This window comes from Rufibacter psychrotolerans, assembly GCF_016924645.1.
Classification (GTDB): domain Bacteria; phylum Bacteroidota; class Bacteroidia; order Cytophagales; family Hymenobacteraceae; genus Nibribacter; species Nibribacter psychrotolerans.
Map to the genome: position 1 here is coordinate 146,646 of NZ_JAFFJV010000011.1, position 13,811 is coordinate 160,456.

At 58.7% G+C, this 13,811-nt stretch carries 10 protein-coding genes; 1 reads left to right on the forward strand and 9 read right to left on the reverse strand.

From position 1 onward, the window contains the following. Positions 1-69: 69 nt before the first annotated feature. The 9 genes from JT718_RS11630 to JT718_RS11670 all read right to left on the reverse strand — a co-directional run bounded on the left by JT718_RS11630 (position 70) and on the right by JT718_RS11670 (position 11,490). The gene (locus tag JT718_RS11630; RefSeq protein WP_205502862.1) at positions 70-1,140 is read right to left on the reverse strand and encodes a branched-chain amino acid aminotransferase; all 1,071 of its coding nucleotides are present in this window, start codon (positions 1,138-1,140) and stop codon (positions 70-72) included. 60 nt (positions 1,141-1,200) lie between these two features. Next, positions 1,201-1,752, reverse strand: coding sequence for a cob(I)yrinic acid a,c-diamide adenosyltransferase (locus tag JT718_RS11635; RefSeq protein ID WP_205502865.1), 552 nt, complete (start codon positions 1,750-1,752; stop codon positions 1,201-1,203). Then, positions 1,749-2,483 (reverse strand): ABC transporter ATP-binding protein, encoded by a 735-nt coding sequence (locus tag JT718_RS11640; protein ID WP_240337050.1) that lies wholly within the window; start codon positions 2,481-2,483, stop codon positions 1,749-1,751. Before JT718_RS11640 ends, JT718_RS11635 begins: the two co-directional genes overlap by 4 nt. A gap of 10 nt (positions 2,484-2,493) precedes the next feature. Beyond that, positions 2,494-5,541, reverse strand: coding sequence for a tetratricopeptide repeat protein (locus tag JT718_RS11645; RefSeq protein ID WP_205502867.1), 3,048 nt, complete (start codon positions 5,539-5,541; stop codon positions 2,494-2,496). A 6-nt stretch (positions 5,542-5,547) separates the two neighbouring features. Further along, positions 5,548-5,835 (reverse strand): Asp-tRNA(Asn)/Glu-tRNA(Gln) amidotransferase subunit GatC, encoded by a 288-nt coding sequence (gatC, locus tag JT718_RS11650; RefSeq protein ID WP_123132602.1) that lies wholly within the window; start codon positions 5,833-5,835, stop codon positions 5,548-5,550. Next, complete coding sequence (locus tag JT718_RS11655) at positions 5,783-6,577, reverse strand: lysophospholipid acyltransferase family protein (protein ID WP_205502869.1); 795 nt, start codon at positions 6,575-6,577, stop codon at positions 5,783-5,785. The genes gatC and JT718_RS11655 overlap by 53 nt, the downstream gene beginning before the upstream one ends. 133 nt (positions 6,578-6,710) lie before the next feature. Next, entirely contained in the window at positions 6,711-7,289 is a 579-nt protein-coding gene (locus JT718_RS11660) for an NUDIX domain-containing protein (RefSeq protein ID WP_205502870.1), read from the reverse strand. 86 nt (positions 7,290-7,375) lie between these two features. Further along, positions 7,376-8,512: an N-acetyl-alpha-D-glucosaminyl L-malate synthase BshA gene (gene bshA, locus JT718_RS11665; protein WP_205502872.1), complete on the reverse strand. Its 1,137-nt coding sequence runs from the start codon at positions 8,510-8,512 to the stop codon at positions 7,376-7,378. 23 nt (positions 8,513-8,535) lie between these two features. Further along, complete coding sequence (locus JT718_RS11670) at positions 8,536-11,490, reverse strand: serine hydrolase domain-containing protein (protein ID WP_205502874.1); 2,955 nt, start codon at positions 11,488-11,490, stop codon at positions 8,536-8,538. A gap of 377 nt (positions 11,491-11,867) precedes the next feature. On the opposite strand from JT718_RS11670, the gene mutL reads away from it, so the two are divergent. Next, the gene (gene mutL, locus JT718_RS11675) at positions 11,868-13,712 is read left to right on the forward strand and encodes a DNA mismatch repair endonuclease MutL (protein WP_205502875.1); all 1,845 of its coding nucleotides are present in this window, start codon (positions 11,868-11,870) and stop codon (positions 13,710-13,712) included. Positions 13,713-13,811: the final 99 nt, after the last annotated feature.

Sequence of the window (13,811 nt, forward strand, 5' to 3'; positions counted from 1 at the left end):
CAAAAAATCCGTTCCAGAGCCGTTTTTCAGAAAACAACCCCGAAACGGATTTTTAAAAGATAGAAAAATTTAAACCACTGGCACTACCCACCCGTGCGGGTCGGGCGCCAGGCCGTAGCGGATGTTATCCAGTTCCACGGAGATCTTGTTGGAGAGGGCACGCTCTTCTACCGGCGGCAATACCATCTCATCTCCCCTAAAGGTGATGGACTTGATGTGCGCGATGGTGGCGGCGGTGCCAGTACCAAAGGCATCCTGCAGTTTGCCGGCCTGGTAGGCGTCTACAATCTCCTGGATCTGGATTCTGCGCTCTTCTACCGGAACACCCCAGTCGCGGGCCAGCTGCAGCACGCTATCGCGGGTAACGCCGGCCAGGATGGAGGTGCTGAGGGCAGGAGTTACCAGCTTGCCGTCAATCACGAACATCACGTTCATGGTACCGGACTCTTCAATGTAGTTGTGCTCGCGGCCATCGGTCCAGATGATTTGGTGGTAGCCTTCCTCGTGGGCCAGTTTGGCGGGCAGCAAAGAACCGCCGTAGTTTCCGGCCGCCTTGGCGTAGCCAAAACCACCTTCTACGGCGCGGGTGTAGTGCTCCTCAATTTTCACGCGCACGGGCTCGGCGTAGTAGCTGCTGGCGGGGCTGCAGAAAATGATGAACTTGTACTCGGTGGCCGGACGAACGCCCAACAGTCCTTCAGAGCCGAACATTACCGGCCGGATGTAGAGCGAGAAGCCCGGGCGTTGCGGCACCCAGTCGGCGTCCAGGGCCACCAGTTGCTTGAGGCCCTCCATGAACAGGTCTTCCGGAATCTCGGGCATGCACAGGCGCTTGGCCGATTCATTCAACCGGGCCCAGTTGGCCTGCGGACGGAACAGCACCACTTCGCCCTCCTGCGTTTTGTAGGCTTTCATGCCTTCAAACAGGGCTTGCCCGTAGTGCAGGGCAGCGGTGGCCGGACTCAACTCAATGGGCCCAAACGGCAAGATGTGGGGCTCCTGCCAGGCACCGTCCTTGTAGTCAATCACCAGCATGTGGTCGGCAAAGACTTTCCCGAACTGCAGGTTCTCCAGGTCAAGGTTGGCGAGTTGGCTGGCCGTGGTAACGGTGGTATGAATAGGCATGGATTCTGTTTGCATAGGTTAGGTGTTAGAGGTAAGTATTGTACGCATTTCTGGCAATTCTGAATAAAAAAAGCCTCACATACGAGGCTTCCAAGTTATTTCTTTTACTCCTAATTCAAAACCCACGGCGCGGCTTAACACAAAAAGGAAGTCAGAAAGACGGTTCAGGTATTTCACCACCAGGTCATCTACGTGCGATTCTTCCTGCAGCGCAATGGCTAGGCGCTCTGCCCGGCGGCACACGGTGCGGGCCACGTGGCAGAACGAGACCGCCGGGTGCCCGCCGGGCAAGACAAAGCTGCGGAGCGGGGGCAGGCGCTGGTCCAGCAGGTCCATCTGCTCTTCCAGCAATTGAATGTCAGCCTCATGCAGGTCAGGGGTCTGGACCTTGCCTTCCTTGTCTGGGTCGGTGGCCAGGGTGGAGCCGATGGTGAACAGGCGGTCCTGGATCTCGGAGAAGATCTCCTGGCGCTTCTGGTTCACTTCCTGGTCGCGCACCACGCCAATAAAGGAGTTGAGCTCGTCTACGGTGCCGTAGGCCTCTATGCGCAGGTGCGATTTCTTGACGCGGGTACCGCCAATGAGGGAGGTTTCGCCCTTGTCGCCGGTTTTGGTGTAGATCTTCATTGAGGGGAGTCTAAAGCGGCCGCCTGCAGGGCAGGCACCGTGATGTTTTCATTGATGAGGTCAGACTCAATCAGGCCGTCGCGCAGGCGCACAATGCGGTGGGCGTAATGGGCGATGTCGTCTTCGTGGGTTACCATAATGATGGTGTTGCCCTTGGCGTGCAGGTTCTCAAAGAGACCCATGATCTCATAAGAGGTCTTGGTGTCCAGGTTACCGGTAGGCTCATCGGCCAGGATAATGCTGGGGTCGTTCACCAGAGCCCGGGCTATGGCCACGCGCTGGCGCTGCCCGCCCGAGAGCTCATTGGGCTTGTGTCTGGCCCGGGAGCCCAGGCCCACGCTGTTCAGGGCCTCCATGGCCCGTTCTTCGCGCTCGGCTTTGCCGTAACCGGCGTAGATGAGCGGCAGGGCCACGTTGTCCAGCGAGGTAGACCGGGGCAGCAGGTTGAACGTCTGGAACACGAAACCAATCTCTTTGTTGCGCACCGTGGCCAGCTCGTTGTCTGCCATGTTGCTGACATCGCTGCCGTTGAGGATGTACGTGCCCGAGGTGGGCGTGTCCAGGCAGCCCACAATATTCATGAGCGTGGATTTGCCGGAGCCGGACGGACCCATGAACGCCACGTACTCGCCCCGCTTTATCTCAATGGAAATAGACCGCAGCGCATGGATGGTCTCCGTGCCCATCTGGTAAACTTTGGAGATATTCTCGGTTTTGATGATGGTGCTCATAGGTATGCTTTTATTGCCACTCCTGCTGCAAGGCCTCGCTGGCCTGGAGTTGGGGCTCAATTTCTCTTTTAAAAGTAAGGTATTCCGCAGGACTAACCAAAGGCTCCAGCTGCTCCAGGCCCTGCAGGGCATATTCGCGCAGGCCCTGGCTCAAAGCAATTTTCACGTAGGCCTTGCGCAGCACCACCGACGCCGGGTTGTAACTAATACCCTCCAGCAGCAGGTCATAGGCCCGCATGGGCTGTTTCTGGGCCACAAAGAAATCGGCGGCGGCCAGGTGCGCTGGCTCAGAGCCGGGAGCCCGCTGCAGCAGCTGGGTAAAGAGATTAGTCGCCGCTTTGCCGTTTTTATTACGCTGGGCTAGCAGTGCCTGGTAATAGAGCCTGGTGCCGGCGTCCTGCGGAGCGAAGTACAGGGTAGGCAATTGCTGGCTCAGGGTCTGCCACTGCTCGGTCTTCCACCACAGCTCAGCCTGTAGGGCGCTGGCCTGCGATTTTAGGCTGTTTTTAGGAAAACTGGCCGGAAAATGGATCTGCAGCAGGTTGGCGGCAGTAGGGTAAGTGCCTTCCTGAATGTACCTGCTCACTAGGGGCAGCGCCGCCGCGGGCGCCAAGGCCGGAGTAGTGATGGCGTTGGCCACCGCCTCTACCTGGGCCAGGGGCAGGGAGGGCGCCCGCAGCTGCAGAAACTGCACCTTCAAAGAATCGGGGGCGTTCACCGCCTGCTCAGGGGTAATCTGGGTAGCGAAGGCCAACTGGGTAGCGGCTTTCTGCTGCCAGGGCTCGGGGAAATCGGTAGTATTGAGCGCGATGCCGGCCGCCTGCGGGAAATTACCGGCCAAAGCGTAGGCTACCACGGCGTGCAGGTGGGCGTCACGGTACCCGGCCTGGCGCGCGCGCTGGAAGTAGTCGGCGGCCAAGGGGTACAGTTTGCCTTGCAGCATCCACTGGCCCAGAATGTCATAGTAGTAGCCGGCGGTGCCTTCGCTGTTGAGCGCCAGGTTCTCCAGAATGGCTTTGGCCTGCACGGGTTGCGGGTTAGCGGCCGTGCCTTGGTGCAGCAAGAGGGCCCGTACCAGGTTCAGGTCATCCAGAAACGCCTGGTTGGCTTCTTGCCGCAACAGCACGTTCAGGCGCTGAAGGGTGGCACTGTCGTTCTTTTCAGGCTGCAGCAGTTGACGGTTGTAGAAACGGGCGAAGGTTTGGGTGCTCAGCACACTGTCTTGTGCCTGCGCCGGAAGGTTCTGGGGTTTTGGGGCTCCAAGGGCCAGCGCAATGGCCAGCCGGTTGGCCTGTAACGGAGCGTAGCTGCCTGGAGCATATTTCTCCGAGAATTCTTTGGCCTGCTGCGGAAAGTTGTGGCTGGCCAGGAACGCCAGTTGGTTGGCCTGAATGACTTCCTGCTCTTTGCTCTGCGCCAGGGCCGCGTCTAAGTAAAACGCCGCCGAGTCAACAAAGGAGGTCGTGCCGTACAGCAGGCCCAGGTTGTTGAGGAGCGGGGCGTGGTCGGGGTACTTTTTCACGGCCTCCTGCAGCACCTTCAGGTGGTCAAACAGGTCAGACGGGGCGGTGAACAGGCTGGCCAGGCGCAGGTACGCTTCCGGCGAGGGCTTCCGTTCCAAAACTTCTTCCAGGCGCTGCATCTCCAGGGTGCGGCTGCCGCCCAGGCGGTACAGGTCGGCTAAGGCGAGGCTGGAGCGTTGGTTGTTGCGGGTTTGCAGGCTGGCCTCGTTGTAGAACTGCTCGGCCAGCAGCGGCGTGTCTTCGGTCTGGCGGTACAGGTCGCCCAGGTAATTGTAGTAACCGGCCTGGTGCTGCAGGTAGGGGGCGTAATTGCTCCGGAACAGCAGGATCACCGCCAGCGTGGTGCCCATGAGATACACCGTGAAAAAAGCCAGCTTCTTGGGGTCATACACCACTTTGTACACCCGCAGTTTCTGCTTGATCAAGGGGCCGAAGTTCACCAGCACGTACAGGAAAAACGCGGTGCCGTACGAAAGGTGCGTGAGGATGATGGAACTGCGGTAGGCCTGCACCAGCGGGTCGTTGGCCATCAGCAGAGCGTAGCCCAGGTTCAGAAACGTCAGAAAGGCCAGCAGCAGGTACAGGGGAACTGCCTCTGTCTCGAACTGGAAGAAGCGGGTATACTGTACCTGGCGCTGCTTCAGGCCCCATAGCCCCACCAGGGCCGAGCACAGGAAAACCACCAGTGCGTCTAGCCCGGCAAACTCTGCCTCAATGGTACCAATCTGCCGAAGGTAGAGTAGCAACAGGTTGCCCAAATACAGCACACTAATGAGCACGAACTGCACCAAGCCAAACCGGCGCTGCGGTTGTTGCGCCTGCGTGTTGAACCACAGCAAGCCGTGCAGGTTCTCATAGGCCACCAGCACCATGAACAAGACTGCCGCCACAAAGCTGGCCAGGGTGGCATGGTTCACCACGTGTAGGGCGGTAAGCGGGGCCGCCAGTGGCGAGAAGTGGAAAAGCGCCCAGGCCAGCAGCGCCAGTATGGCCCCAAAAACCAGAAAACGGCCCAAAAACCGGACCCGGGTCCAGAAGGCCTGAAACCCGAAGCTCACCAGCGCCAGAATGCCCAGGGTTGCCCCCAATAGCACCCGGCTGGTAGGGGAGAAAATGCCCAGCAGATCAAGGTTGAGGGTAGCCAGCCAGAGCATGCCCAAAGATACCGCCACATAAAATGGTATTCGCCGCAGGGTGCTCGCCAGGGTCCAGAAAAAGGCCAGGGCCACGGCCAGGCCGGCAAAGTAGGTCCAGGTGGCCCACAGCGGCAACTGCATGTCGCCAATGGTGTACCGCTCAGAAACCAGGTAGGCGTTGACTTCTACCCGCATGGGGGTGAGCAGAGGAGAAGAAGGGCTAAGGTGCGCCTCGGCGGGAAAGAGCTCGGCTTGCTTCTCCAGCGGGAACACTAATTGATGACCGTTGTAAAAGCCCCAGAGGCCCAAAGCAACGGCGCCTAAAACCAGCGCCGTCAGGAGAAAATAAAGAATGCGGCGGCCAGGCTCCACCGCCGGCCAGAACGGAAAAAGCTTCATTCTGGCTTACTCCAGAACTTTAGGAACCCTGAAATAATCTGAGTCTTTGCGCGGGGCCAGGCGCAGGGCATCCTCGTGGCGCACGGTGTTCTGGGCCACGTCTTCGCGCATCACGTTCAGTTCCTCTGAGATGTGGATGAGCGGCTCCACGTTCTGGGTATCCAGCTGGCGCAGTTGGTCTACCCAGTCCAGGATGTTGTTCAGGTCTTTGAGCATTTCCTGCTCTTTGGTTTCGTCAAACTCAAGCCGGGCTAAGTGCGCCAGCTGCCGTAAGGTTTCTATGTTGGTGCTCATGGTTCTTCTGTTGTAACGTATCGTTGATAATGTGGAAGGTCTGTTGTTTCAAGGTCTCCAGATCCTTCAGGGTCATCCCGGCGGTGGGAATGGGCCGGTGGATGATCATTTCCAGCGGATGGTACCGGATGATGAGTTTGCCTTTCACGTCGGGCAGGAACAGGTGGTTGTAGGGCATGGTGATGGGTACCAGCGGCACCTGCTTCTCAATGGCCAGCTTGAACGGCCCGTCTTTGAACGGCAGCAGGGTGCGGCCAGAGTCCGGCGAGATTTTCCCCTCGGGGAAGATTACCACGCTGCGGCCCTGTTCCAGGCTCTGCTTGGAGGCAATGTAGGCCTTGGCACTGCTGATGGGGCTGTCGCGGTCCACCGAGATGTACAGCGCGTCATAGATCTTGCCCCACAGCGGCACTTTGGTCAGGGACTTCTTGCCCACGAAGTTCAGGAAGCCCGGCACGGCCGCCAGGATCATGGGAATGTCTATGTAGGAACTATGGTTAGGCGCGAACACGTACTTCTGGGTAGGATCAAGCTGCTCCACGCCCTGCACGGTCACCGGCATGAGGTACATGCGCAGCTGGAACTTAGACCACAGGCGGTTAAGCGTGTGCGCGTGCTTCAGACGGTTGGGCTTGGCAATCAAGACCCGGAAGAGCGGGTAAGAGGTAAGAAAAGGGAGTACAAACCAAGTGGTGCACCACACGGAGTAAACCTTTTTGCCGATTCCTTTCAACCTGTTCATCTTTCCCAAAATTACGAATTAATAAGAAATGCGCCACATCTGCGCCGGTCAAAGCCGTTCTAGCCCTGTTTTGCCAAAATCTGCTTTAAAACGGCAAACGCGCTTCGCCCTGACTTAGTGCCAGAAACGGTTCTTATTTGGGCCGACGGGTTAAAAGAATCTTCTCGGCTTTGAGCAGGCCGGCCACGCTGATGGCATCGGTGATCTCACTGTCCATGGCCATGCGTACGGCCTCGTGCAGGGGCAGCTTCCAGATTTTGAGGTCCTCGGTTTCCTCAAACTCGGTCTCGCCGGCAGTGAGGTCCTCGGCCAGGAAAATGAAGCCTTCCTCATCGGTTACTGAATTGGACGTGTGGATGCGGCCAATGTTGGTCCACTGTTCGGCGGTGAAGCCGGTCTCCTCCTTCAGCTCCCGCTTGGCCGACTCCAGCGCGTCTATGCCAATGGGGCCGCCGCCCATGGGAATCTCCCAGGAGTACTCCTGCACCGTGTAGCGGTACTGCCCCACCAGCCAGGTATTGCCCTCATCGTCCACCGGAATAATGCCAATGGCCAAGTTCTTCATGGACACCACGCCGTAGATGCCGTTTCCCCCGCCTGGGTTAATGACCTGGTCCTCGCGTACGCTAATCCAGGGATTGCTGTAGATGGGGGTGGAATCAAGGGTTTTCCAGGGATTTTCTTCAGAATGCTGTGGTTTCTCAAAGTGCATAGGTAGGGCTTTGCGGAATAAAGAATCTTGTATCTGTCTGTTTTAAGGGTGTTTTTGATGAAATAGCCCCAAAAGGGGCATGAAGACTATATCTGCTGGCGCACGGCCTCGGCGGCCTGCTGGTACACCTGCTCGTACAGGGGCACAATCTTGCTGATCTCAAACTCCTGGGCGCGGGCCAGGGCATTGGCCTTGAACTGGGGCAGCTGATCGTCCTGCAGCACGAAGAGCGTGTTTTTGACCATGTCTTTCACGTCGCCCACGTTGCTCACAAACCCGGTGACGCCGTGCACGTTCAGCTCGGGCAGGCCGCCGGCGTTGGACGAGATCACGGGCACCTCGCAGGCCATGGCTTCCAGGGCGGCCAGGCCGAAGCTCTCTTTCTCAGAGGGCATCAGGAACACATCGGCCACCGACAGCAGTTCTTCCACGGCCTCCAGCTTGCCCAAAAACCGCACGTCCTGGCAAATGCCCAGCTTGCGGCAGAGGTTCTCCATCTTGGGGCGCTCGGGACCGTCGCCCACCAGCAGCAGCTTGGAAGGTACTTTTTCCCGCACCTTGGAGAAAATCTTGATCACGTCGCCAATGCGCTTCACGCCCCTGAAGTTGGAGGTGTGCACCAGCAGTTTCTCGCCAAACGGCGCAATGGCCGACTTGAAATGGTCTTTGCGCTGCTTCTGGAACCGCTCCAGGTTGATGAAGTTGGGGATGACCACAATCTCCTTCTCAATAGGGAAGTACTCGTAGGTTTCCTTGCGGAGGTCCTCCGAAACAGAGGTCACGGCGTCTGACTGGTTGATGCTGAACGTGACCACCGGCTCGTAGGAGGCGTCTTTGCCCACCAGCGTGATATCAGTGCCGTGCAGGGTAGTGATGACCGGAATCTGGATGCCCTTGGTCTGCAGGATCTGCTTGGCCATGAACGCCGCCGAGGCGTGCGGAATGGCGTAGTGCACGTGCAGCACATCCAATCGTTCAAACTGCACAATGTCTACCATCTTGCTGGCCAGCGCCAACTCATAGGGCGGATACTGGAACAGGGGGTAATTAGGGATATTTACTTCGTGGTAAAACAGGTTCTCGTTGAAATGGTCCAGCCGAGCCGGTTGGCTGTAGGTGATAAAGTGCACCTTATGCCCTTTTTGCGCCAGGGCCTTGCCCAACTCAGTGGCCACCACACCGCTACCGCCAAAGGTAGGGTAGCATACAATTCCAATCTTCATGCGCGTATGTGTTTGCCGCGAAGTTACGGTTTCGGCTCTAACGATTGATATACTACGTCATGAATCCGGGTGCGGATGTTGTATTGGAGCAGTTTATCGTTCTCAGCGTCTGGGTACACGCGGTTAGAGAGAAAAATGTAGATCACGTTGTTTTCGGGGTCCACCCAGGCACCGGTTCCGGTGAACCCGGTGTGCCCGAAGGTGCTCATGGGGGCCAGGTCTGAGGTGGGGCCGTTGCCCTGGGGGTCTGGTTTGTCCCAGCCCAGGCCGCGGCGGCTGTTTTTGCTGCCATTTTGCGAAAACTCCGTGACAACGGGTGTCTTGAAGAACTTCTGCCCACCGTAACTGCCGTTCTGCAGGTCCATCTGCATGAGAATGGCCAGGTCATTGGCGTTGGAGAACAAGCCCGCGTGGCCCGCCTTGCCACCCAGGATGGCCGCGTTGCCGTCGTGCACGGTGCCCTGCAGCGGGGTTTCGGGTTTGAAGTCTGAGGCCGGGGCGGTAGGGGCAATCTGCTCCTTCAGGAATTTGTCCAGCGGGTTAAAGGTAAGGGTAGAAGCGCCCAGGGGGGCGTAGAAGTTCTGCTCCAGGAAATCGGGCAGGGGCTGGTTCAGGAGGCGCTCGGCCACCCGTTTCATCAGGTGCAGACCCAGGTCTGAGTAGCGGTACTCAAACTTGCCGCCCGGCACGTACTTGCCCACCAGGTCAGATTTCACCACCCAGGTCCACACCGAGTCTTCCAGTACCTTGTTGCTGTACACGCCGGGCACCACCAGGTTGGGGTAGGCCTCAGACGGAAGGCTGTCATAGTACAAGGGGTTCAGCTTGCCGTCTACCAGCGTACGCTTCCAGAAAGGGAGGTAGGCAGCCAGCCCGGCCTGGTGCAGGAGCACGTCGCGCACCAACAGGTTGGCCTTGTTAGAGCCTTTCAGCTCGGGCAGGTAGGTCACCAGCTTCTCGTCCAGCTTGAGGCGGCCCTGGTCTTTCAGGAACATGACGGCCTGCAGCGTGGCGGCCACTTTGGTAATAGAGGCCAGGTCATAGATGGTTTTCTCGGTAACGGGCTGGCTGCGGTCAAATGTATAGTAGCCGTACCCTTTCTCCAGCACCACGGTGCCGTCTTTCACCACCAGCACCTGACAGCCGGGCGTGGCCCCATAGGCGATGGCCTCCAGGGCAATGTTGTCAATCTGCCTGAGGATGCCCGAGTTCATGCCCACGCTTTCGGGCACCGAGTAGCGCAGGCGGCTGAGGGCGGGAGTGGAGATACCCATGCCAGCCTTGAACTTCGGCGAAGCCGTCACGGGCAGGCGCCCATTGGCCGGCAGCGCCCCGAACAGCACCTGCGGCACTACTTTGCGGGACACCTCGTTGTCTTCGTAGCCGCATACCAGCCAGTCGCTGGCTTCAAAGTTCTTGAGGCTGTAGGCATTGCCCATCACCACCACCACCACTTTCTTAGTGGAGTCGCGCTGCAGTTGCCGGATAAAGCCCAGGGCGTTGCCCGGCAGGTTAAAGTTGTTGTTGGGGTTGTTGTTGAGCCGGTGCAACGACACCACCACCACGTCTGAGCCCGCCAGTTCCCGCTGAATGGTCCGGTACACGCTGTCGGGCGCCGACCGGCTGGTGACCGCGAACTTCCGGAACGAGGTGTATTTCTCCAGGCTCTGGGTGAAGGCATTGTTAAGATCTGCCCCAATAGAGACCGAGGCAAACTGGATGGTGTCCAGGGTTCTGAAGGGCAGGAGGTTGCTTTTGTTGGCTACCACGGTGACCGCCTGTTCATACAACTGCTGCTGCAGCACGTGGCTTACCGGTCGGCTCAGGTCCTGCGAAAGATTTTCCAGGTCCACGGGCGCGTATTGGTTCAGGCCGGCCCAGTACTTGGCGTGCAGCATCTTGCGCACGCGCAGTTCTATTTCCTGCTCACTGATGGTGCTGTCGGCGATGGCCTGTTTGATGTTGGCAATGGCCTTGGGCACATCCTCTGAGAACAGGAGCACGTCGTTGCCGGCTTTCAGGGCCAGGGCGTCTACCTCGCCGGGTTTGTGGTAGCGGGTCACGCCCTTCATATTCAGGGCATCGGTGAAGACCAGGCCCTCGTACTGCATCTTGCCTTTGAGCAGGTCCTGCACCAGATAGGGCGATAGGGTAGCGGCCCGGTTGGCAATGGAATCCAGCTTGGGCACGTGCAGGTGCGCCACCATCACGCCCATTACGCCGGCATCAAACGAGCGCTTAAACGGGTACAACTCCACCTCGGTGAGGCGGGCCATGTCATGCGAAAGAACGGGGAGGGAGAAGTGCGAGTCGGCGTCGGTGTCGCCGTGGCCGGGGAAGTGCTTGGCCACCGCAATAATGCCGTGGTCCTGCAGGCCTTTGATGTAGGCAATGCCGCGGGCGGTCACCTGTTCCTTGCTCTCGCCGAAGGAGCGGTTGCCGATGACCGGGTTCTTGGGGTTGCTGTTGACGTCTACTACCGGCGAGAAATTCACGTGAATGCCCAGGCGCTTCAGCTTGAGGGCAATTTCGCGGCCCATGAGGTACACGTAACGGTCATCGGGCAGGGCACCCAGGGTCATCTGCTTGGCGAAGTGCATGCTGCTGTCCAGGCGCATGTCCAGGCCCCACTCGGCGTCAATGGCCACCAAGAGCGGCACTTTGGAAATACTCTGGTAGCGGTTGGTGAGCTTGGCCTGGCGCACGGGGCCGCCCTGCATGAACATGACCCCGCCAATGCCATAGTGGGTGATCAGGTGTTCAATTTCCCGGACGTGGCTCTGCGTTTTGTTAGAGTACGCCGCCACCATGAAGAGCTGCCCCAATCGCTGGTCTGGCGTAAGAGACTGATATACACTGTCTACCCAGCGCTGCTCCTGAACGGAAATGTTGCCCCGGCCTTTGGGGCCGAAGCCCGACAAGACCCACCAGGCCCCCATCACAACCACCAGCAGCCCCAGGCTATATCGCTTTAGCATTTCGCAACGCGTAATTTAATTTGAATAACTGTTTCATAGGGCTAATTTCGCAGAGGAAAACTAGCCGGTGGCCTGAGTAGCTCTGAAGCGTTTCTTGCTCGTTTTGTGCAAACGGCCTTAAAACCTCATTTGTTCAGCGCAACTTTTCCCCAACCCTTTGGTTCTTAGACTTTCTGGCTACAGCCTGGCTCTTTGGGCCGGCGCTGGCAGGGCAAAAAGAGCCAAAGGGCAGAACCAGAGGGGGTGAGGCCACGGTTTAAGCTGGTAATATTACTCAAAAATTTGCTTTTGCGCCTTAAAAATCGGCGAAGCCGGGCAGTTTCCCGGTGACGCAGACCACGGCAAAAGCTAAAAACACTACGCAGGGAAGTTTCTATATGGGAGATATCATCCGTTTGTTACCCGAGTACCTGGCCAACCAGATCGCCGCCGGCGAGGTGGTGCAGCGCCCGGCCTCGGTGGTAAAGGAGTTGTTGGAGAATAGCGTAGACGCGCGCAGCACCAGCGTGACTTTGATCATCAAAGACGCTGGAAAACAGTTGATACAGGTGGTGGACGACGGTGTGGGCATGACCGAGACCGACGCCCGCATGTGCTTTGAGCGCCATGCCACCTCCAAGATCAAAACCACCGAGGACCTGTTCCGCATCAGGACCATGGGCTTTAGGGGCGAGGCCATGGCTTCCATTGCGGCCGTGGCCCAGGTGGAGCTCAAAACCCGCCCGCGGGGCGCGGAGCTGGGCACCTGCCTCAGCATTGAGGGCAATGAGGTGATCAAGCAGGAGCCGGTGGCCATGGCCGAAGGAACGGTGGTGAGCGTGAAGAACCTGTTCTTCAACGTGCCCGCGCGCCGCAATTTCCTGAAGACCAACCCGGTGGAGATGCGCCACATCCTGGACGAGTTTCAGCGCGTGGCCCTGGCCAACCCCGAGATTGCCTTTGCGCTGTACCAGAACGAGGTGGAGGTGATGAACCTGCCTGCCGGCAAGCTGAGCCAGCGCATTGTGGGCATCTTTGGGCGCGACTACAAAGAGCAGCTGGCTTCCTGCGAGGAGACCACCCCGTTCCTGACCGTGCGCGGCTACATCGGCAAGCCTGAGTTTGCCAAAAAAACCCGCGGCGAGCAGTTTTTCTTCGTGAACAACCGCTTTATCAAAAGCCAGTACCTCAACCACGCGGTGCTCACCGCCTATGAGGGCCTGCTGCCCAAAGACTGTTTCCCGTTTTACGTCTTGTTTCTGGAAATCGCCCCGGAAACGATTGACATCAACGTGCACCCCACCAAGACGGAGATCAAGTTTGAGGACGAGAAAACCGTGTACGCCATTGTGCGGGCGGCCGTGAAGCAGAGCCTGGGCCTGCACAACATCACGCCTTCGCTGGACTTTGGGGCCGACGTGAACTACATTCCGCTGCAGCCCCTGAAGTTTCCGGCCTCCATGGATTTTGAGGCGGCCCCGGCCCAGGCCCCCCGAACCGCTTACCAGGAGCAGGAGCCGGCCACCTTTACCAGCCGGGCCTCCGGTGCCGGCGCACGTGCCGGTGCCTACGTTGAGCAGGCCCCGGTACGCGAAGTTTCCCGCGCCACCTCAGACGACAGCAGCCTGTTCCCCGAGGAGGAGGCCCTGGCACCTGCCGCAGTGAGCGCCTCGGGCGGTTCCAAGGCCCTGCAGGTGCACCAGAAGTACCTCATGGTGCAGGTCAAGTCGGGGTTGATGGTGGTAGACCAGCAGGCGGCGCAGGAGCGCATTCTCTATGAGAAATACAGCCAGGCCCTGGGCAAGCGCACCGGGGCCTCGCAGCAGTTGCTGTTTCCGCAGGCCCTGCAGCTCTCACCCGCCGACTTCTCGCTGGTGATGGAGCTGGCCGAGGAGTTCAGCGCGCTGGGCTTCGTGTTCAACGACTTCGGCAACAACACCCTGGTAGTGAACGGGATTCCGGCCGAGATTCCGCTGCGCGATGAGCGGGAACTGATTGAGGGCTTGCTGGAGCAGTACAAGAACAACCTGAGTGCCCTCAAAGTGGACCGGCAGGAGAACCTGGCACGGGCCATGGCCAAACGGGTGGCCTCGCGCCTCACCGGCAAGCTCAGCGACCAGGAGATGAACGCGCTGGTAGACCGGCTGTTTGCCTGCCAGGTGCCCAACTACACGCCGGGCGGCCAGAAAACGCTGGTGATCCTGCAAACCGAGCAGCTGCAGGACCTTTTCCTGAGAAATTAGCAACCGGCAGGCAGGAAGTAAGAAAACCAGGTGGGATTGGCGTGAAATAAGGAGAGAAGGGTACCATTTGCGGGCTTTCTTCCGTACTGTTGGGAGCAG